Below are 20,310 nucleotides of genomic sequence, written 5' to 3'. Positions count from 1 at the left end.
CAGCATTAGTAATGCGGCGGACGTTCATTTCCGATCACGATACCTTCGTTGCCAGCCGCTTCGCGTTCGCCTTCGCGCTGCATCAACATGTGGACGCGGCGGGTCAGCGTGGCGATCTCGGATTCCTGACGGGCAACGACATCTGACAGATCATCGACGCTGCGGATAAGATGGGCCATTTGTTCTTCGATCTTGTCCATGATGTGATCCTTACCATTCGGTTGATCTGCAGATAGGGGAGGGTGCCCCCCTTGGCAACCGGCAGGGGGCTGTCTGCCCCCTGACCCCCGAGGATATTTGAAAGCCAGAGAAGGGGCGGCTACGCGAAGGGGAAAGACGCGTGGTTTACTTGCTCTTGTCGGGGGGGTGGGGTAGATGCGAGGCGCAAAGTTCAGCCCGCAGGATGTGATCCCATGGCCAAGCCAAAGAAGACCCCCCGCCCCAAGGCCGAAACGCCAAAAGGCTTTCGTGACTATTTCGGTGCCGAAGTAACGCAGCGCGCCGAGATGCTGCGCAAGATCGCCGGGGTCTATCATCGTTACGGGTTTGATGCTTTGGAGAGTTCGGGCGTTGAGACGGTCGAGGCCTTGGGCAAGTTTTTGCCCGATGTGGACCGCCCCAATGAAGGGGTCTTTGCGTGGCAGGAAGATGCAGATGCGGACAAGCCCGGTGACTGGCTGGCGTTGCGGTATGACCTGACTGCGCCGCTGGCGCGGGTCTATGCGCAGCATCGCAATGATTTGCCGACGCCTTACCGCCGTTATGCGATGGGGCCTGTGTGGCGCAACGAAAAGCCCGGTCCGGGGCGGTTCCGGCAGTTCTACCAATGTGACGCGGATACGGTTGGCGCGCCTTCGGTTGCGGCCGATGCCGAGATTTGCGCGATGCTGGCGGATTGCCTTGAGGAAGTCGGGATCGAGCGTGGCGATTACATCGTGCGCGTGAACAACCGCAAGGTGCTGAACGGGGTGATGGAAGTGGCAGGCGTGCTTGATCCGTCAGACCCCGACAAGTTTGCATCCGAGCGCGGGATCGTTTTGCGCGCGATCGACAAGCTGGACCGGCTGGGGCTGGACGGCGTGCGCGCATTGCTCGGCGCGGGGCGTAAAGACGACAGTGGTGATTTTACTGACGGTGCCGGTCTGACGGATGCTCAGGCCGATATTATAATGCGTTTCGTCAGTGCCAATGACGAGGTTGATCGGCGAATTCTCTTGGGACGCCAGAATGAAAGCGGCGAAGACGGCACTGGCAGCTTTGTGTTACCTTCTGAATTTAACTTTCCTCGGGAATTAGAAGAGAAAGTACAGATCGCTTCGGCACATGCGAGAAACAAGTTGGTAGTCGATTACTTGGCTGAGATTGTTGAAAACTCTCACACAGGAAAGGAAGGCGTCGCGGAACTGGCGACAATTTACGAACTGGTTGAAAGTCAAGGGTATCTTGCCGACCGTATCCGTATTGACCCCTCTGTCGTGCGCGGGCTTGGCTATTATACCGGGCCTGTGTTCGAGGCGGAACTGACCTTTGAGATCAAGGACGACAAGGGGCGCGTGCGTAACTTTGGCTCTGTTGCGGGGGGCGGGCGTTATGACGATCTGGTCAAGCGCTTTACCGGTCAGGAAGTCCCCGCGACCGGCGTGTCGATTGGCGTGGATCGTCTCTTGGCCGCGCTGCATGCAAAGGGGCGGTTGACCAGCGATACTGTCGGCCCCGTTGTCGTGACAGTGATGGATAAGGCGCGCATGGCCGACTATCAGGCGATGGTCGCAGAACTGCGTCAGGCGGGTATCCGCGCCGAGGTGTATCTGGGCAACCCCAAGAACTTTGGCAACCAGCTGAAATACGCAGATCGCCGGGGCAGCCCTGTGGCGGTGATTGCGGGCGGTGACGAGTTCGACAGCGGGATGATCCAGATCAAGGATCTGATCCTCGGGGCGAAAATCGCCGAAAACGCGACCCTTGAGGAGTGGAAAGACCGCCCCAGCCAATATGAGGTGCCACGCGCCGATCTGGTCGCCAAAGTGCGCGAAATACTGGAGCTGAACCGCTGATGCCGACCCGATCCGAGACGCTTGCCAAGGCGGCAATGTTGCGTGCCATGTTCGAGGCGCAGGGGGCATTGGTGGTGGAACCCCCGATCCTGCAACCTGCTGAAACGCTGCTGGACCTGTACGGCGAAGACATCCGGGCGCGTGCCTATGTGACATCGGACGCCCTGCGCGGCGAACAGATGCTGCGGCCCGACTATACCGTGCCTGTGGTGCAGATGCACATGGCGCATGGGGCAGATCCCGCGCGCTATACCTATGCGGGCGAAGTGTTTCGCCGTCAGGAACATGACCCTGCGCGGGCCAATGAATTTATCCAGGTGGGCTACGAAGTATTCGATCGGGCCGATCCGGCAGCAGCCGATGCCGAGGTGTTCGCGCTGATCTCAGAAGCGTTGCGCGGGCTGCCGGTGACAGCAGTGACCGGCGATATCGGTATTCTGATGGCCGCCGTCAAAGGCCTGGAGACGACGCAGCGTCGCAAGGACGCGTTGATGCGACACATCTGGCGGCCGCGGCGGTTCCGCAGCCTGCTGGACAGGTATTCTGGCAAGACGCCCGTGCCGGCGACGCGTGCGGCTTTGCTGGATGGAACAGTAAAGAACGAAGCCCCGATGATCGGGTTGCGCAGCACACAAGAAATCGAGGCGCGGATCGAAGCCCTGCGCGAAGATGCCCTGACGCCGGCTTTGTCGGGTGAACAGGTGTCGCTGATCGCGGCCCTGCTGGATGTACGCGAAATGATGCCAAATGCCCTCAGCCGACTGCATGATATTGCGGTCGACCTGCCAGCGATCGCAGAAGCAGTGAATTTGGTGGTCGCGCGGGCGGAGGCATTGGCCGCGCGTGGCATTGATACGGATGTGCTGGCCTTTGAGGGCAGCTTTGGCCGTTCTTCAATGGAATATTATGACGGGTTCGTCTTCGGGTTCCGTGCCGATATGCGGCCCGATCTGCCAGCAGTTGCCAGCGGCGGGCGCTATGATGCGCTGACCAAACGACTGGGGCAGGGCGATGAAATACCGGCTGTTGGCGGGGTGATGCGCCCGGGGCTGATGCTGGAACTGGAGGCAAAGCAATGACGATCAAGCTTGGCGTGCCGTCCAAAGGCCGGTTGATGGAAAAGACATTCGAATGGTTTGCGGCGCGCGGCATAACCTTGCAGCGCACCGGTTCGGATCGTGAATATGCAGCGGCGGTTGGCGGTATCGAGGGCGTATCGCTGATGTTGCTGTCGGCAGGGGAAATCCCGCGCGAACTGGCGGCAGGGCGCATCCACCTTGGGGTTACAGGCACCGACCTGATCGAGGAGAAACTGGCCCTGTGGGATCAACTGGTCGTGCCCGTGGAAGAGCTTGCCTTTGGTCACGCCGATTTGATTGTCGCGGTTCCCGCGGCCTGGTCCGATGTGGATACGTTGGATGATCTGGATGCCGCTGCCGCCGCGTTTCGCGCCACACATGGGTTCCGTCTGCGCATTGCCACGAAATACCACCGCCTGGTGCGTGAATTCCTGCGCGGGGCCGGGGTCGCGGACTATGCGCTGGTCGACAGCCAGGGGGCCACGGAAGGCACCGTGAAAAACGAAACGGCCGAGGCGATCGCAGATATTACCTCAAGCGGCGAAACCTTGCGGGCCAACCATCTGAAAATCCTGTCGGACGGTTTGATCCTGAAATCGCAAGCGACACTTTGGCGCAGCCGCACGGCGGATATGGATGATAAAGAGCGCCGTACTCTTGCGGCTTTGCTAGAAAAACTAGCCTAGACCAAAGGCCGCGCTTACGCGCGATTATATTATTTATTTTGCCTCCGGCGGGAGTTTAGGGGGCAAAATGAAATATGAAGACCTACGCCTATTTTCATTTTGCCAAATAAACTCAAATTCCGACAGCGCTGCATGTGGTGGCGATGAGGTTTAGAGCACGCCGATTTCGGCCAGGGCGCGGTTTAATTCGACCGGCAGCGGTTCTTCCTCTTCGCGACCTTTTGGCAAATCGGCGGGTGCGTCGGCCGGGCTTAGGTAGCGCCAGCCCTGGAAGGGGCGTTTGAGGCTGGATTGGACGCGCACGATCGTTGGGTCCATCACCACCGCACATCGGCGGATTCCGTCTTCTCCGACATGTTCGTCCAGCCGGATAATTTTCTGCCGGCATTGAATGACACCTTTGATGACCCAGAAAACCGAGCCGCCATTCGTCAATTCGGCTTCGCGTTTCGGCCACATGCGGGTGACATGGCGGGGCAGGCCTTCTGGCGTTTGCGCGCGCTTTGTCTGCTGCCATGCTTCGAGGTCGTCGATATTTTCGGTGCCCACCGACAATTTCAAGATGTTTACGTACTTATCCACAGAATCCCTCCGGCTCACCACGACATAAGGTAGCGCATCTAAGACGGCCTTCAAACTGTTGTGCTTTGGCGCTTCTTTGAGGTAAGGTAGAATCCTTCCCAAAAAGCTCCGAGGAACCGAGTATGTCACGATTCGCCACCCCTATCGCCGAACAGATCTGGGATATGAAATACAGGTTCAAGGATGCCGGTGGCACGCCCAAGGACGTCACGGTCGAGGATACATGGCGGCGCATCGCGCGGGATCTGGCGCAGGTAGAAAACCAGCCGAATGTTTGGGAGAACACGTTTTTCGAAGCGTTGGAAGATTTCAAGTTTCTGCCGGCGGGTCGCATTACAGCGGGGGCGGGTACTGCGCGTCGCGTGACGTTGTTCAACTGTTTCGTCATGGGCACTGTACCTGACAGCATGGGCGGCATTTTCGACATGCTGAAAGAGGCCGCGCTGACCATGCAGCAAGGTGGCGGGATCGGGTATGATTTCTCGACAATCAGGCCCAAGGGTGCGGATGTGCTTGGGGTATCTGCCGATGCCTCGGGGCCGCTGTCGTTTATGGATGTGTGGGATGCGATGTGCCGCACGATCATGTCAGCCGGGTCGCGCCGTGGTGCGATGATGGCCACGATGCGCTGCGATCACCCCGATGTTGAGGCCTTTATCGCGGCCAAATCAGACCCTGCCCGTTTGCGGATGTTCAATATGTCGGTTTTGATTACCGACCCGTTCATGGATGCGGTCAAGGCTGACAAAGCCTGGGATCTTGTGTTTGATGGCAAGGTTTACCGCACTGTTCAGGCGCGTGATCTGTGGAACCGGATCATGAAGGCCACGTATGAATTCGCTGAGCCCGGTGTGATCTTCATTGACCGGATCAACGCGGCGAACAACCTGAGCTATTGCGAGACCATCGCGGCAACCAACCCGTGCGGCGAGCAGCCTTTGCCGCCTTATGGGGCCTGCCTTTTGGGGTCGATCAACATGGCGCGGATGGTTGCGGACCCGTTTGGCGAAGCGGCCCATCTGGATGTTGATGCCCTGGACAAGCTGGTCGCAACCGCTGTGCGGATGATGGATAACGTCGTGGACGTATCGCAATTTCCGCTGGACGCGCAGCGGGCCGAAGCCAAAGCCAAGCGGCGGATCGGTCTGGGTGTCACCGGTTTGGCCGATGCGTTGTTGATGGTTGGCTTGCGCTATGGATCGGACGAGGCAGCCGCCCAGACCGAGGCCTGGTTGAAGGCGATTGCGCGGGCCGCATATCTGGCGTCGGTTGATCTGGCCAAGGAAAAGGGTGCGTTTCCGTTGTTCGATGCTGAGGCCTATCTGGCCTCTGGCACCATGCAGCAGATGGACGATGACGTGCGCGATGCCATCAAGGAAAACGGCATTCGCAACGCGTTGCTGACGTCGATCGCGCCTACGGGAACCATCAGTTTGTATGCGGGCAACGTCAGTTCCGGTATCGAACCGGTGTTTGCCTATGCCTACACCCGCAAGGTGTTGCAAAAAGACGGTAGCCGTACCGAAGAGGAAGTCGTTGATTACGCTGTTCAGATGTGGCGTGATTTGAAGGGCGATGCAGAATTGCCCGACTATTTTGTGAATGCGCAGACATTGGCCCCTCTGGACCACGTCAAGATGCAGGCCGCCGCCCAGAAATGGGTGGACAGCAGCATTTCCAAGACGATCAACTGCCCCGAAGACATCAGTTTTGACGCGTTCAAAGACGTGTATATGGCCGCATGGGATCAGGGCTGCAAAGGCTGCACCACCTATCGCCCCAATGATGTGACCGGATCCGTTCTGTCGGTATCCGAGAGCACCAACAGCGCCCCCGGCGAAACCGCAGCCCAGGCGATGCCGCAGGATGGAGGCGAGGTCGTTTACATGTCCGAGCCGCTGGACCGCCCGGAGGAGCTGGAAGGGTCGACCTATAAAATCAAATGGCCCGACAGCGAGCATGCGCTTTACATCACGATCAACGATGTTGTTATCGGCGGTCATCGCCGCCCGTTCGAGGTCTTTATTAACTCGAAAAACATGGAGCATTTTGCCTGGACCGTCGCATTGACGCGCATGATCTCGGCAGTGTTCCGGCGTGGCGGGGATGTGTCCTTTGTTGTTGAAGAACTGAAGGCGGTGTTCGACCCAAGAGGCGGTGCATGGATGGGCGGCAAATACATCCCGTCAATGCTTGCCGCGATTGGTGGGGTGATCGAACAACACCTGATCTCGACCGGCTTTATCGCAGGCGAAGGGCAGGGGCTGAAATCAGACCCGAGCGCCCAAATCGTGGGCCTCAACGCGCCCCGCGGCAAAGCATGCAGCAGCTGCGGACAATACGATCTGCGCATGGTTGAGGGTTGCATGACCTGTGGCAGCTGCGGTCACAGTAAATGCGGGTAATCTGTTAGATTGAAGTGGAAGCCGGAAAAAGGTGAAGCGTTCACAAAAGAAACATAAAAGCGTGCGCAAAACTTGATGTGAGCCTGAAGCTGGCTTCAAAGCACATTGAGATCTGATGTGATTAAACGGAAAAGGCGGAGTTCGATGCTCCGCCTTTTGTAATGTGCAGGGTTTGATTTTTTTTCTCCCACGTCTCTCGACCGTTGAGGACCATGCACGCAAGGCAGCGTCGATCTCGTCGAGCGGGACAACGTTGCCGTACTCAACGCCGTGCGGTAAACACGGAACGATCCCGGCATTTTTCAATAGCGCTGCGGAACTCCGCCATCATATGCCTGAGGGTTCCTAAAGTATCCTCAATCTGAAGCCTGACGGCAAGCAACCAAGCACCAGTTTCAGATTGTACACTAGGGCGGAAACCGGTCATTCGCTGCGTCATGCATATAGGTCTGCTATGATTGTGAGCAGACCCTGACGAAAAACGGGTCTTTGACCGAGTTGCAGACAGAACTGCCGCATGGGATGCTGGTTTTCCGGCGGTTTCTAAGCGCGGCTCTACGTATTATTTTGATTTTATTTTACGATTTGACGCGATCGCTGGTGTTGCCGGAAAGGCTGCAATGCCGTTTTCGGACGACGCCCGTCATCGGAAACCAGGAGGTAGAAATTTGCGGGATCAATCCTCAATGTCGACACATTTTTCTATTTGAATGGAGTCGAATTTCAGGGAGCAGGATGGAAGCCATGATCCAGACTAAACGACTTTTCGCCTTTGCGGCTGCGCTCGTTGGCCTTGGGCTTATTGTTGTTGTCGTTTTCGTCAGCACGGAACGTTCCACCGGCCATTTTAGGCGCGCGCCTGATCTTAGTGACAAGGGGCACGCCTTTGCCGATCATATCGATCGCTTAGCCTCGGATCGCGCGTCAGACTCCCCCTTGCAGGTGAACCCCGCAGAGATCTCACTGATTAATGATGCGATTTCCGAACGGCCGGATATTATTCCGCACTGCACGAAGGGTGGATTTGACGGACTCGCCTTTTCGCTTCAATGCGTCACGAAGGACAGCCGCCACATGACTGTTCTTGCAGGCGAGTTTCCTTGGCTTAAACAGATGGAAGGCTATGGCAACATCACGTCTATCCGCATCCAGTCCGTCAAGACCGATACACTGGACATCCTCGCCCGGTTTCCCGATCTGCGCACGGTTGAGATCGTTGATTCCGACGTGGGCGACGCATCTGCATTGGCATCTCATACCCAATTGCAGTTGCTGACATTGACCGGAACGATAAGTGGCGACCTGTCGTTTCTCCGCGCGCTGCCCGATCTCACGGGGCTCTGGCTCAACGGCCTGCAAACGGCGGACTTGTCTCCGATCAGCGACCTGACGAAACTGACAGAGCTTGCCATTTCGGGGGCGGCGATTTCCGACATTTCGGCGTTAAGCCGACTTTCCGCTGTGAAGGAGCTTACGATCGACGTGCCTTTGGTTCGTGATGTGACACCACTGGCAAATCTGCAGGATATGGGCATTCTATACCTGTCGGCACCAAAGGTTCAGGACGTCGCACCGCTGGCTGCCATGACAAAGCTTTACAGGTTGACGCTTTCCAAAGCGCAGCTAGCGGATTACGCCCAGTTGGGACGCCTTGCATCTCTGACGAACCTTTCTTTGTCTGAATCAACCGGCGTTGACGTTTCATTCGCAAAAGACTTGCCCAAACTCGGGCGGCTCAGCTTGGGCGATACCGATGTCACTTCTCTTGAGCCGCTGGCAAACCTTGGCTCGATAGAGACGGTAAACCTCATCGGCACACGAAATCTGGACGTTCTGCCGTTGATGTCTTTGCCTGCGCTTAAGCAGATCAGCCTGACCAACACGACCGCCAGAGGCGTGGAACAGTTCAAAGCAGAAAGGCCGACCGTGGCCGTATTTGAATAATGCGCATTGACCTGGGGTAGTTGATCGAAGTTCGAACGATAGCTTTGGACCTGTCGTCTTTGGGCGAAGTCTGAGCAAAGCTCCATCCAAAGTCGGTCTTAGACGTATTCCGGGGGCACATACGTCGCGCTGCCCCTGCACTTTGGGCTGTGGTTTCAAAGCTGCCGTTCGCGGCGCGATTCACCAAGGTCTGGTTAGGGCCGTTCGTGTCGATCGACATCAAGGGCGGAAACCGGGTATTTGCTGCGCAGGCGAAAAGAACTCACACAGGGCTCCGGACCAGACAATCGCGGCATATGCTTCCGTGCCATTAGACTTGCGTTACAGATCAAGGGGCAAGGTGGCAGCGATCAAGTAAGACCATGATCAGAATTGTCTCACACCCTGCTAGCGCCTGCTGAGAGTTCTCATCATGAACAGAATCCAGATCGATGAGATTGCAGCCATGAAACACCAGATCGAAGTGAATGCATAGTCAGCGAAGGCGAAGCCAACGATGACGGAAAGGGCAATAATCACCCCAAAAAACCGGATTTGTTTTTCAGACGAAGCGAGCAGAGGCAGGCAAACGATACTGGCGTAGGTGATCCGCATGACGCTGTACGGCGCGATGCCTTCCCAGATCAGTCTCGAGTTGTAGTCAATAGAGTACTTTACGACCCTAAGCGGCACCCACTCTGGGTTGAACAGCAAAGGCACGAAAAGAGATATCCCCAGAAGCAGCCCCAAGGCACTCAGCGCCAAAAAAGCCGTTTTTCGATTTCTGCGCGGTTCAATAAGAAAGGCTGCAAAAGGGACCAAGAACGGCCAGACGAGGTAGGCAAAAAACAAGAACCCCAAGGCATATATATGTGAGTGCGCAGAATCCGATTGCCCGATCTCGATCCAAAGACTGCCTTCCAAAATTTGTTGGATACCAAAAAAGAGAGGGAAAATTGCGAACCCCAGATACCGCCGGTCCGTCTTCAAGGCCGTGCTGATGGTATATGCGGCCACTGGTAGTAATAAAGCCGCTGTTGTGAAGCTGGCGGTCGCAGAAAAACACATGCTTGATGTCCCCAAAGGCGTTGATCTTCAGCAGGTGCTCGAAACCCGTCGGCAAACCATGCCATGAGGGTAGCCCATCTTATTGAGCCATATCAAACCATTTCGAATGGCCTCTCTTTGGCCTTGGGCGTGATATATATGAACCGCTGTCGCGCGAAGGGACTGCTGAGGCTTGGATGGTGAGCTTCGATGCCTCGCTTGTGTCGTGAGTGACCACCCATTGTTGAACACAACGCATAGATACTCCGAGGTGGAGAAAATAGGCACTCGTTCGTGACGCGTTATCGAAACCAGTTTTTCAGGTAACAATCCAGACATTTTAAGATCCAAGAGAAGCTCGTCTTCAATCAACATTTGGATGCAGGCAACTGATTATTTCGTCCGTGTTGATTTAGCTCAAGCCCCAGGGCAGCCAGGTCTCTTACGGTTGAAAAAGAGGTCATTAATTGGAGTTGAAGATGGTTCTTTTGAAAACGGGGAGTTGGGTATTGGTTGCGGATGGCCAAAAAGCCCTTTTTCTACGCAACGACGGTGATACGAAAAACTATGATTTGCGCGTGGTCTGGCATCAGGAGACGGAAAATCCGCCCAGCATTGCTCAAGGCAGTGACCGCGCTGGTCGCGCAAACTCTGTTCCCGGAATGCGCCGCGCTGCATTGCAGGATACCGACTGGCACCAGTTGTCCGAAGACAACTATGTAAAAGAGATCGCAGAAATTCTTGACCGTGCCGCGCATGATGGCGCTTTTGACGAGATCGTGATCGTGGCACCGCCGAAGGCGCTTGGTGATCTACGGGTGGAAATCAACCCAAATGCCGTGAAGAAGGTGATCGCCGAAATACCAAAGACCCTGACAAATCATCCGATCGAGAAAATCGAAAGCCTGCTGAAGTCCGAGCTTGAAAGGATGTAAAGGTGTTGCCAATGCAGTCTTGACGCATATTCGGTTGGAACATTTCTCGGTCATCATGAACGGCAGGGTGCAGGCTCTCTGCATCTGCGCGCCTAGACCAGCACTCTCCGTTCAGGACCCGTGACCGACCAGCATCCGTTTGGCCTAGACATAAAGACGTTTGAATGGCTGACCTGAAAAACTAGCTATTTGTGAAGCAAGGGATGGGCGTTCCACACGACCCGCAGTTTGCATTTACCATCCAACCGAAGGAGTTACACATTGCTTAAGTTAAGAAGATTTATGTCCTTGTTGTTCGGCTTTCTGTTGACGATGAATCTGGGGCTATTGGCGACAAACAGTGCAGCCCAAGACATTTTCCCGGAAAAGCACGGGCAAGTATTGGGCTATAATGATGTAAAGGAACTCACATCAGCAGGACCGCTAACGTTTCCGGGCCTCGGACGGTCAAACTACAGCGAAAATGGGTCCTACAGCTTTACTGACGAGACAAAATCGATCACTCGTTTCGGCGCATTTCATATCAGGGAAGATGGTAGGGTCTGTATCGACTTCTCCCAAAGTGAAAGGCACCGCTGCGACACTTTCCTGCGGAAAGATGGTTTGGTCTTTCTGCTCACCGAAGAAGGTGATCGTTTCCCGGTATTCTTCACTCTAGGAGGACATTAGGTCGGTTAATCTTCGTCGAAGAAGGTGAGTGCCGACGTAGGCATCCAAGTTTAGCGGGTTGCGAAAGCATGCTTGATAATTCTCGAACTGCGGTATCGCCGCATCAGGCCCGTTTGTCCGCTGACCGATGCTTCATCCAACAAAATGCTGCAAAGCGAGGTGTTTCATCAATTCCCGGCCTTCGGGTTGGATCGCTTCCCGCATGAAAAGGCGTCAGCCGATCCGCGTTTTCAGATAGGCGACCGCAAGCGCCAGAGTGGCGATTTTCGGATAGTCGGTTTCAGGAATATCAACGCCAAGCCGTTTATGAAGCGCCGAAACCAAATTTAGAAAATCCATCGAGTCGAGTTCCAGATCGTCTTGCAGGTGATCCCCGTCGCCAACGTCGCTTGGGGCGATGTCCGGCGCGATCTGGGTCAGTTCCTCAAGGATTGCTTTGCGAATGTCAGCGTCGGTCATAGGGTCTCCGGGGTTTGCAGTGCCGTGTTGATGGCGGCCAGAAATTTGGCACCGCGACGTCCGTCGCTGACACGGTGGTCGGCAGACAGCGTCACGGTAACAGTCATGCGCGGCGCGATGGCGTCGCCCACAATCCATGGCCGGGCCACCGGTGCGCCAAAGCCGACAATGGCGACTTGCGGCGGATAGATGACAGCGGCCATCGCATCGGCACCGGTATCGCCCATAGCCGAGATGGTGATGGTGCCATCGGTCATTTCCGAAGACCGAAGCCGCCCGCTGCGCACCCGCGCGACCAGATCCCGCATCCGGGTCATCAGATCATCAAGCGGCAGGGTTTCGGCATCATGCAAGGCAGGTGCCACAAGCCCGCCCTGGCGCAGCGCCACCGCCACGCCAGCGTGAACGGCTTTGGCGGGGTGAAAGCCGTCGGCGTCGTAATGGCCGTTCATCTGCGGCACTTGCGCGGCGGCAATAGACACGGCCTTGACGAAAAGCGCCCCCATCAAAAGACGGGCATCGGGCGGGCGCGTTGCATTGGTGGCGGTAAGCCAGTCACTGGCGGCTTGCAGGTCGATGGTCTGGGTCAGGTAATAATGCGGGATTTCGCGTTTTGATCGTGCCATGGCGTTGGCAATGGCCGTGCGCATCGCGGCCATATCGAGCCCCGGCTTGGCGCTGCTGCTAACGGGGGCTGCCTTGACCGCAGCAGGTTCTGCGGCCTCTACATCGGCCAAAACAATGGCACGATTGGGTCCGGTGCCGACAAGCGCCCCAAGGTCGATCCCGCGCTCGGCAGCACGGACCCGCGCGGCGGGAGAAGCGGCCGGGATTTCGCCAGTGGTCACCTCGGAGGGCGTCGCACCCATCGGAGCAGAGGTCGGCGGCGGCGCTTCGGTTGGCGGGGCTGGAGTTTCAGCTTCCCGCTTTGCGTGTTTCTTGGGGTCAGCGGCGGGCCGTGCCGCGCTTGCACTGCCTTTTGCAGGCGTGCGCAACGTTGCCAAGGGGGCACCGACATCCAGCGTAGCACCGATTTCTGCATCAAGCGTTTCTACAATCCCCTCCTCGAAACACTCGATTTCGATTGCGCCTTTCTGGGTTTCGACCACCGCGACCACATCGCCCCGATGGACGGTATCGCCAGCTTTGATCATCCATTCGACCAAGGTGCCCGCTTCCATGTCGGCACCAAGCGAGGGCATGGTAAAAATGCTCATCGGATCACTCTTTGCCCATCGCCGCACGCGCGGCGGCAACGATACCGGCAACCTGCGGTATCGCGGCTTGTTCCAGATGTGCGGCATAGGGAATTGGCACTTCGGCCGAACACACGCGCCCCACCGGAGCATCTAACCGCCAAAAGGCCCCTTCGGTGATCCGGGCCGATACCTCGGCGGCAAGCGAGCCTGTGCGCCACCCTTCATCCACCACCACTGCGCGGCGGGTGCGCGCGACCGAGGCAAGGATGGTTTCCTCGTCAAGCGGGCGCAAGCTGCGCAGGTCTATCACCTCTGCGTCGATGCCTTCTTTGGCCAGTTGGTCTGCGACCTCAAGCGTCTTGAAAAGCGACCCGCCATAGGTAATCAACGATACATCCTTGCCGGGCCTGCGGATCGCGGCCTTGTCAATATCGACAGCACCGGCCGTCACAGGAATATGGCCCGTCCTGTTGTACAGCATGACGTTTTCAAAGATCAGAACGGGGTCTGGATCAGCGAGGGCTGTCAGCAGCATGCCGCGTGCATCTTCCAGCGTTGCGGGTGCCAGCACCTTCAGCCCCGGAATATGCGCATACCAGCCTTCCAGCGAATGGGAGTGCTGTGCGGCCAGTTGTTTGCCCGCGCCGGTCGCCATGCGGATCACGATGGGGCAGCCGAACTGGCCCCCCGACATGTGCCGGATCGTGGCGGCGGTGTTCAGGATCTGATCCAGCGCCAGCATCGAGAAATTCACGGTCATCAGTTCAATGATCGGTCGCATGCCCGCCGCCGCCGCACCGATGCCCGCGCCGGTAAATCCTGATTCAGACAGCGGCGTGTCGCGAATGCGATCCGCGCCGAATTCGGCCATTAACCCTTTGGACACAGCGTAGCAGCCCCCATAGGCACCAACATCCTCGCCCATCAGGAATACGCGATCATCGTCAGTCATCGCCTGACGGATCGCCTGTTTGATAGCCTCGCGGTAGGTCGTCTCGACCATGTCGCCCGCAGGGGCCGGTGTGGCGGGCGGTGTCGGCTGGGTCTCGGCCATGACATGTTTGGTCAGGGTCTCGACCGGCTCCCACGCGCCGGCCTCCGCGAATGCCATCGCCTCGGCAATCTCGGCGTCAATCGCGGCGGTCATTTCCGCGATATCCGCCTCGTGGATCAGGTTGTTTTCAAGCAACCAGTTCTGGAACCGGACGATCGGCCCCTTTTCCCGCCACTCCGCTACCTCGGCCTTGTCGCGATACAGCTGCGCGTCGAACATGGAATGCGGGCGAAAGCGGTAGGTGCGCGCCTCCAGCAGAAACGGGCGACCGGTTTCGCGTATCCTTGCCACCGCGCGGCGGGCCGCAGCCTCGACGGCGACGACATCCATGCCATCGACCGCTTCGCTCTCAATGCCATAGGCAGCGGCCTTGGCGTGAATGTCGGTCTGCGCTTGCGTGCGCGCCAAGGCCGATCCCATCGCATAGCCGTTGTTCTCGCAGACCCAAAGCACCGGCAAATCCCAAAGCTCCGACAGGTTCATCGCCTCGTGAAACTCGCCCTCGGCCACAGCACCTTCGCCAAAGAAACAGGCGGTGACGTTCTTTTCGCCCATCATCCGGTCCGCCAGACCAAGACCGGCAGCCAGCGGCATGCCGCCGCCGACGATTGCATTCCCGCCATAGAAGTTGTCAGCCGCGTCGAACAGATGCATCGACCCGCCACGCCCGCCCGAACAGCCGTTCGCCTTGCCGTACATCTCGGCCAGGATCGGCCCCATAGCGATGCCGCGTGCCAAGGCATGCCCGTGCTCGCGATAGGTGGCAACGATACGGTCACTGGCCCCCAGCACCGGGATCACCCCCATCGCCACCGCTTCCTCGCCATCATAAAGATGCAGAAAGCCGCGAATTTTCTCATGGGTGTACAGCTCGGCGCATTTTTCCTCAAAGCGGCGGATACGGATCATGCCGCGCAGCAGGTCTTGGACATGGTCCCGACTAAGATGTGGTTTTGTCGCGCTTTTCATTTTTCATCCGCCTCCAATGTGGAAATGTCGCCTTCCGGCAGGCCAAGTTCGCGGGCCTTGAGAAGACGGCGCATGATCTTGCCCGATCGGGTCTTGGGAAGCTCTTTGCGAAAGACGATTTCGCGGGGTGCCACGGCAGCGCCAAGCCGTTTGCGCGCAAAGCCCCGGATTTCCCGCTCAAGCGTCTCGGACGGCTCGAAACCGGGGTTCAGCGCGACATAGGCTTTCACGACCTCGCCGGCGGTGTCGTCGGGGATGCCGATGATGGCGGCCTCGGCGATTGCTTCATGCTCGATCAGCGCGCTTTCGACCTCGAACGGGCCGATCAGATGGCCCGACGATTTGATCAGGTCATCGGCGCGGCCGACAAACCAGAAATACCCGTCCTTGTCCTGCAGGGCGAGGTCACCCGACAGATACCACCCCCCGACAAAGCATTTGTCAAAGCGCGCCTGTTCGTTGAGATAGGCGCGCATCATCGACGGCCAGCCGGGGCGCAGCGCCAATTCGCCAATTTCGCCCGGTTTGCATTCTCGCACGGTACCATCTTGAACACTGACAATCCCGGCCTCGATGCCGGGCAGGGGTTTGCCCATCGAGCCGGGATAGATGTCCATGTCGGCGGTATTGGCGATCATGATGCCACCGGTTTCGGTCTGCCACCAATTGTCATGGAACGGCGTGCCGAACACGTCTTGGCCCCAGACCACCCCTTCGGGGTTCAACGGTTCACCAACGCTGGCGATAAATCTTAACTTGCTGAAATCATAGTTCTTTGCGGCGTCCTTGCCCGCCCGCATCAACATGCGGATCGCGGTGGGCGCGGTGTACCATACCTGCACGCCTTCGTCCTGCAAGATGGCGTACCAGCGTTCCAGATCGAATTCGGCCTCGTTGACGATCATCGTCACCCGGTTCACCAAGGGCGCGATGATGCCATAGGACGTGCCCGTGACCCAGCCGGGATCGGCGGTGCACCAGTAGATATCACCCGGCTTGAGGTCGAGCGCAAAGCGCCCCGTCGCTGCATGGGCCACAACCGCGCCATGCACATGAACCGCGCCTTTGGGCTTGCCCGTTGTGCCAGAGGTGAAGTGGATCAGCGCCATATCCTCCGCCGTGGTTCTAACGGTGTCAAAACTGTCGGCGGCACGCGCCATCGCGGGGCGCAAGGCCACACAGGTGTCGGCCACAGCGCCATTGCCCAGGGTCAGCACCAGTTTCAACGAACCCAGATCGTCGCGCCAAGGGGCGACTTTCTTGCGATAGAGCGCATCCGTGGTGACCAGAACATTGCCCTCGCCGATCTCCATCCGTGACCTGATCGGTTCGGGGCCGAATGCGGCAAACAGCGGGGTGAATGTCATCCCTGCTTTCAACGTGCCAAGGGCCGCTGCATAAAGCTCGGGCACCCGCCCCATCAGGGCAAAGACACGGGCACCGGGCTGCAAACCATGCTCGGCCAGCACGTTTGCGAAACGTGCCGCATCTGCGGCCAGCGCTGCATAGGTGATGTCGCGCCGGTCGCCGTCCTTGCCGAGCCAGCGGATCGCGATCTGATCGCCATGACCGGCAGCGACATGGCGGTCAACCGCCTCGTGCGCAATGTTCAACCCGCCGCCCGGCAGCCCGTCCAACAGCTTGCGCGCGTCGTCCCAGCCGAACTCTGCGCGTACCGTTTGGGTCAGGTTCGCGGCGGCGCGCGTTGCATCGTCTTTGCGTATGATCGGCCATTTCATGAAAACACTCCCATATGGGGAGCTTATCTTTTCCGGGGAAATGATAACTTGACTTAAATCAACAGCATCGGGCGCAGGGGCAAGCCGCGCGCGGGGCGTCGTTTCTGACTCCGCCTCGAACGGACCCTTTTTGCGCATTCTGAAAGTGCACGCCATCCCCCCTGTCGGGCGCAGGCTGGCCTTGGGTGGCATGGTGCATTGCGTTACTCTGGACGGTCAAACCTGATCCCGAAAATCGCCACATCCACTGTCGTCTTTCTGGCCAAACGGCGAGACCCAAAGCACGGCTTCAAAACCGCAGGCTTAACTCTTGCTCAGCGCGCTTTGTCACGCTTGGCAAAGGCCGAACGCCACAGGTCGATGAATTGTTTGCGGCGATGTTTGTCGCCCGCGACCAACAAGGTCGGCTCGATCGAAATGCCGCGCTCGGCGCTTTCGGGCAGCGTGGCACCGTCGGTTTCCGCATAAAACAGGTTGCGCGCCTTCAAAAGGTTTTGCCCGCGCGTCGACAGCATGAAATCGAGCAACCGCGCCGCGGCTTGCTTTTCCGGCCCGTCCTTCGGGATCATGTAGGCCCGAGATAGAAACAACGTGTAATCCTGCGGGTGGATGACGCCGATATTGTCAAAGGTCGCACTGTCTACGTAGGACCCCAAAACGTTATAGGCGATCAGGTAATCGCCCCTGGAAACCCGATTGATAATTTCCCACGAGCAGCAGGTCGCAACTGCGTCAGTACGTGCAAACCCCTCCAGAAGTGCGCCGAAGGTCGATGCTTCGAGGCTGTCCATAAAGGCGAAAAGATAGCCAAGGCCCGAAGCCTCGATGTTATAGGTGGCGATTTTCCCGCGGTACATCGACGTCGGACGGCGCATCAGGTCCAGCAGTGCAAACCGTGATTTTGGCACGTCCTTGGCGGGAACCAGATCGGTGTTATAGATCATGACCGCGGGCTCTTTGGTGATCCCCCAAAGCTCGTCCCGCCAACGCCGCGCGGCGGGCAGGGCGGTGGTTTGTTCAGAACGGTACGCGCTGGCGCAGGCCCGGTTCACCAGATCAATCATCTGATGCACGCCCGACGAAAACACCGCACTGGCCGAGGGCACTTTGCCTGCGCAGGCCGCCAGACTGTTCTCGAACAGCGCGTTCGACCCCCATTGCTCGTAAGTCACCGCAATATCGGGGTTTTGCAGGACAAACGCTTCGATGATGGGGCGCAAGACGTCCAGATCGGTGGTGGAACGCAGAACAAGCGTGATGTCCACCTGCGAGCCCGGCGCGGTTATGCGCTCTATTTCCTCTTGCGAGGCAAGGGCGGTCGGCAAAAGCAGCACGACCTGCAAGGCGGCCCAAAGCAAACTATTGCGCATCCTTGCCTCCCATCGCTGGAAAGGCCATCGTCACCCTGAACCCGCCCTCATGTTGCCCGATATGCATGCTGCCGTGAAAGGCTTCGGCGACCGCGCTCACGATTGAAAGGCCCAAGCCCGCGCTGGTGCCCTTTGAGGCCGCGAAACGTTCAAACCGCGCACCGATCTGCGCCAACATTTCAGGCGATGGGCCAGGCCCCGCATCGGCAACCCAGATTTCAGCAGTTTTGCCCTTGCCCGTCACCCCGACGCGGATCGGGGATGTGCCGTGTTTCAGCGCATTGGTCAGCATGTTCTTTACGGCTTCGCGCAGCGAGATTTCATCGGCAAAGACCATCACTTCATCCCCGTCGATACACAGTTCGACAATCGCATGGGGCGACAGGACCATGTGATCCTCCAGCTCGACCACATGCAGGGCAATATCGCGCAGATCGACAGGTTCGGGTGGGGAGTTATCGGTGCGGTGGATCACCATTGCCCGCGACAGCATCTGATCAAGCAGACTGCCCAGGGACCGCGTGCGTTTCAGCAGCCGTTCCAGCCCCTGTTGCTGCTCTGCCAAGGCACCGTGGTCTGCCACCAATTCCGCATGGGCGCGAATTGCCGCGACGGGGGTGCGCAGCTGGTGGGCGGCATCCGAGATCAGGTTGCGCATCGCGCCAACCTGGCGGTCAAGGCGGCGCATGAACTGGTTCATCGCTGCAATCGCGACCGTCACCTCGGCGGGGCCCTTGATCGGCATGGGCGTGAGGTCGTACGGGTCGCGCTTAAGCAGTTCGGAGGCCATATGCTCCAACGGGCGCATGGTTGAACGGATCACGAAAAACGCACAGATCATCAGGATCACCCCCGCGATCCCCACGCCCATAAGCGCGGTTCTTGTCAATTCTATCGCCATTGCGTTGCGCGCCCTAAGCGTGTGACCCACGGTGAAATACACAGTGCCGGAGTAGTCGCGCTCGGCGAAGCGGCGCGCGACAGTGGCAAACCGCGCGGCATCACTGTGCAGCATGGCATCGAACAGAACCTGATCACCGCTTTTGCTGGCTATCGGTGCCGTGTCATAGCCGGTCAGCAATGTTCCGTCCGCTTCGCGCACCGCATAGGAAATCCGGTCGTCCAAGGCCAGCGACAGCAGCGAAAACGCTGATACCGGTAAATCCACCACGGGTGCGCCGTTCACGATTTTGGTGGATTCCGCGATGTCTTGGGCGGCACCGACCAGCAAACGGTCATAGGATTGCCGTGCCGCCTGTTTGCCATAGGCCAGCGCGGCGATGGCCACGATCACCCCGCCCGCCGCCAGCAGGGCCAAGACCCCCAGCATGACCCGCGACATCAGCGATGTGCGAAACGGCACCGCCACACGTGCCCCGCTTTCAGTCACTTTCAATAATCCGGTACCCCATGCCGCGCTGCGTTTCGATCACGGCACCCGAGCCTGCAATCTTGCGGCGCAACCGCCCGATATAAAGCTCGATCGCGTTCAGCCCGACATCGACCTCATCAAAAGAATAGATACCCTCGTAAAGGCGTTCCTTGCTGATGGTTTGCCGCACGTGCCGCAGGAGAACCCCCAAAAGGGCGGCCTCGCGGCGCGTCAGTTCAAGGCGGTTGCCGGAATGCTCGGCGCTGAGCGTGGCGGGGTAAAATGACAGATCTGCGACCTTTTGCACATCGCTTTTCTGATCGGTCTCGCGGCGCAAAAGGGCGCGCAACCGCGCCTCAAGCTCGCGGTGGTCAAAGGGTTTCACAAGATAGTCGTCGGCCCCCAGATCAAGGGCGCTGACCCGGTCATCGACTGAAAAGCGTGCGGTAAGCATCAGCACCGGCGTCCGGTCGCCACGGTTGCGCAGGGTGCACAGCAGATCCGTGCCCAGCCCGTCCGGCAGATTGATATCCAGCACCAACGCATCATAGCGCTGGACAGCCAGATGCGCGTCGGCCTCGGCGATGTTTCCGGCCAGATCACAGGCCATACCCGAACGCGCCAGGCGTGTGACAATGGCTTCTGCCATATCTGTGGCATCTTCGACGATCAGAATTCGCACAGCTGGTTTGCCTCCGATCAAGCATCTGAATTGTCGATTGCCGCCAAGTGACAGGTTCGTGACAGGTTTGTTGGGTACCTCCTTTG

The 20,310-nt window shown here is 58.2% G+C and carries 17 protein-coding genes; 7 read left to right on the top strand and 10 right to left on the bottom strand.

The genetic code is table 11. The features are described 5' to 3' along the window. Positions 1-5: 5 nt before the first annotated feature. Positions 6-200 (bottom strand): SlyX family protein, encoded by a 195-nt coding sequence (locus ACSQ13_RS13070; RefSeq protein ID WP_176248248.1) that lies wholly within the window; start codon positions 198-200, stop codon positions 6-8. A 213-nt stretch (positions 201-413) separates the two neighbouring features. Here ACSQ13_RS13070 and hisS point away from each other — a divergent pair, with 213 nt between their 5' ends. The 3 genes from hisS to hisG are packed head-to-tail and all read left to right on the top strand — an operon-like array spanning position 414 to position 3,819. Next, positions 414-2,054: a histidine--tRNA ligase gene (hisS, locus tag ACSQ13_RS13065; protein WP_295511209.1), complete on the top strand. Its 1,641-nt coding sequence runs from the start codon at positions 414-416 to the stop codon at positions 2,052-2,054. Further along, the gene (locus tag ACSQ13_RS13060; RefSeq protein WP_295511211.1) at positions 2,054-3,133 is read left to right on the top strand and encodes an ATP phosphoribosyltransferase regulatory subunit; all 1,080 of its coding nucleotides are present in this window, start codon (positions 2,054-2,056) and stop codon (positions 3,131-3,133) included. Before hisS ends, ACSQ13_RS13060 begins: the two co-directional genes overlap by 1 nt. Then, a complete protein-coding gene (hisG, locus tag ACSQ13_RS13055; protein WP_176248251.1) occupies positions 3,130-3,819 on the top strand; it encodes an ATP phosphoribosyltransferase in 690 nt (229 codons plus the stop codon). Before ACSQ13_RS13060 ends, hisG begins: the two co-directional genes overlap by 4 nt. 150 nt (positions 3,820-3,969) lie before the next feature. Here hisG and ACSQ13_RS13050 read toward each other — a convergent pair whose 3' ends face one another. Further along, positions 3,970-4,401, bottom strand: a complete 432-nt coding sequence (locus ACSQ13_RS13050) for a DUF1489 family protein (protein ID WP_295511311.1) — start codon at positions 4,399-4,401, stop codon at positions 3,970-3,972. A 122-nt stretch (positions 4,402-4,523) separates the two neighbouring features. Here ACSQ13_RS13050 and ACSQ13_RS13045 point away from each other — a divergent pair, with 122 nt between their 5' ends. Together ACSQ13_RS13045 and ACSQ13_RS13040 are read left to right on the top strand one after the other, a co-directional pair. After that, a complete protein-coding gene (locus ACSQ13_RS13045; protein ID WP_295511215.1) occupies positions 4,524-6,806 on the top strand; it encodes an adenosylcobalamin-dependent ribonucleoside-diphosphate reductase in 2,283 nt (760 codons plus the stop codon). A gap of 489 nt (positions 6,807-7,295) precedes the next feature. Then, a complete protein-coding gene (locus ACSQ13_RS13040; protein WP_295511219.1) occupies positions 7,296-8,750 on the top strand; it encodes a leucine-rich repeat domain-containing protein in 1,455 nt (484 codons plus the stop codon). Positions 8,751-9,137: 387 nt separating this feature from the next. On the opposite strand, the gene ACSQ13_RS13035 is transcribed toward ACSQ13_RS13040, so the two are convergent. Then, a complete protein-coding gene (locus ACSQ13_RS13035) occupies positions 9,138-9,797 on the bottom strand; it encodes a DUF6629 family protein (protein WP_176248255.1) in 660 nt (219 codons plus the stop codon). 446 nt (positions 9,798-10,243) lie between these two features. On the opposite strand from ACSQ13_RS13035, the gene ACSQ13_RS13030 reads away from it, so the two are divergent. Next, entirely contained in the window at positions 10,244-10,711 is a 468-nt protein-coding gene (locus ACSQ13_RS13030) for a host attachment protein (RefSeq protein WP_435988111.1), read from the top strand. Positions 10,712-10,972: 261 nt separating this feature from the next. Continuing rightward, positions 10,973-11,380 carry a hypothetical protein gene (locus ACSQ13_RS13025; protein WP_176248257.1) on the top strand — a complete coding sequence of 136 codons (408 nt, stop codon included), beginning with the start codon at positions 10,973-10,975 and terminating at the stop codon, positions 11,378-11,380. Positions 11,381-11,593: 213 nt separating this feature from the next. Here ACSQ13_RS13025 and ACSQ13_RS13020 read toward each other — a convergent pair whose 3' ends face one another. From ACSQ13_RS13020 to ACSQ13_RS12990, 7 genes are all read right to left on the bottom strand, one after another. Then, complete coding sequence (locus ACSQ13_RS13020) at positions 11,594-11,839, bottom strand: acyl carrier protein (RefSeq protein WP_176248258.1); 246 nt, start codon at positions 11,837-11,839, stop codon at positions 11,594-11,596. Then, positions 11,836-13,056, bottom strand: a complete 1,221-nt coding sequence (locus ACSQ13_RS13015; RefSeq protein ID WP_295511226.1) for a dihydrolipoamide acetyltransferase family protein — start codon at positions 13,054-13,056, stop codon at positions 11,836-11,838. Before ACSQ13_RS13015 ends, ACSQ13_RS13020 begins: the two co-directional genes overlap by 4 nt. A 4-nt stretch (positions 13,057-13,060) precedes the next feature. Beyond that, positions 13,061-15,061, bottom strand: coding sequence for a pyruvate dehydrogenase (acetyl-transferring) E1 component subunit alpha (gene pdhA, locus ACSQ13_RS13010; protein WP_295511229.1), 2,001 nt, complete (start codon positions 15,059-15,061; stop codon positions 13,061-13,063). After that, positions 15,058-16,800, bottom strand: coding sequence for an acetate--CoA ligase (gene acsA / locus ACSQ13_RS13005; protein WP_295511232.1), 1,743 nt, complete (start codon positions 16,798-16,800; stop codon positions 15,058-15,060). Before acsA ends, pdhA begins: the two co-directional genes overlap by 4 nt. Before the next feature lie 314 nt (positions 16,801-17,114). Then, complete coding sequence (locus tag ACSQ13_RS13000; protein ID WP_176248262.1) at positions 17,115-18,170, bottom strand: ABC transporter substrate-binding protein; 1,056 nt, start codon at positions 18,168-18,170, stop codon at positions 17,115-17,117. Then, a complete protein-coding gene (locus ACSQ13_RS12995) occupies positions 18,160-19,560 on the bottom strand; it encodes a sensor histidine kinase (RefSeq protein ID WP_367268358.1) in 1,401 nt (466 codons plus the stop codon). The genes ACSQ13_RS13000 and ACSQ13_RS12995 overlap by 11 nt, the downstream gene beginning before the upstream one ends. Beyond that, positions 19,553-20,224, bottom strand: coding sequence for a response regulator (locus ACSQ13_RS12990; protein WP_176248263.1), 672 nt, complete (start codon positions 20,222-20,224; stop codon positions 19,553-19,555). The genes ACSQ13_RS12995 and ACSQ13_RS12990 overlap by 8 nt, the downstream gene beginning before the upstream one ends. Between the last annotated feature and the right edge of the window lie 86 nt (positions 20,225-20,310).

It is taken from the genome of Sulfitobacter sp. SH22 (assembly GCF_965641905.1).
Classification (GTDB): Bacteria; Pseudomonadota; Alphaproteobacteria; order Rhodobacterales; family Rhodobacteraceae; genus Sulfitobacter.
Note: the sequence above shows the minus strand (reverse complement) of the source record. Positions and strands in the feature narration are given on the sequence as shown.

Excerpts from the sequence above, each read along its gene's own strand:
- ACSQ13_RS13070 (WP_176248248.1), bottom strand. The coding sequence starts at position 200 with ATGGACAAGATCGAAGAACAAATGGCCCATCTTATCCGCAGCGTCGAT.
- hisS (WP_295511209.1), top strand. The coding sequence starts at position 414 with ATGGCCAAGCCAAAGAAGACCCCCCGCCCCAAGGCCGAAACGCCAAAA.
- ACSQ13_RS13060 (WP_295511211.1), top strand. The coding sequence starts at position 2,054 with ATGCCGACCCGATCCGAGACGCTTGCCAAGGCGGCAATGTTGCGTGCC.
- hisG (WP_176248251.1), top strand. The coding sequence starts at position 3,130 with ATGACGATCAAGCTTGGCGTGCCGTCCAAAGGCCGGTTGATGGAAAAG.
- ACSQ13_RS13045 (WP_295511215.1), top strand. The coding sequence starts at position 4,524 with ATGTCACGATTCGCCACCCCTATCGCCGAACAGATCTGGGATATGAAA.
- ACSQ13_RS13035 (WP_176248255.1), bottom strand. The coding sequence starts at position 9,797 with ATGTGTTTTTCTGCGACCGCCAGCTTCACAACAGCGGCTTTATTACTA.
- ACSQ13_RS13020 (WP_176248258.1), bottom strand. The coding sequence starts at position 11,839 with ATGACCGACGCTGACATTCGCAAAGCAATCCTTGAGGAACTGACCCAG.
- ACSQ13_RS13015 (WP_295511226.1), bottom strand. The coding sequence starts at position 13,056 with ATGAGCATTTTTACCATGCCCTCGCTTGGTGCCGACATGGAAGCGGGC.
- pdhA (WP_295511229.1), bottom strand. The coding sequence starts at position 15,061 with ATGAAAAGCGCGACAAAACCACATCTTAGTCGGGACCATGTCCAAGAC.
- acsA (WP_295511232.1), bottom strand. The coding sequence starts at position 16,800 with ATGAAATGGCCGATCATACGCAAAGACGATGCAACGCGCGCCGCCGCG.
- ACSQ13_RS13000 (WP_176248262.1), bottom strand. The coding sequence starts at position 18,170 with ATGCGCAATAGTTTGCTTTGGGCCGCCTTGCAGGTCGTGCTGCTTTTG.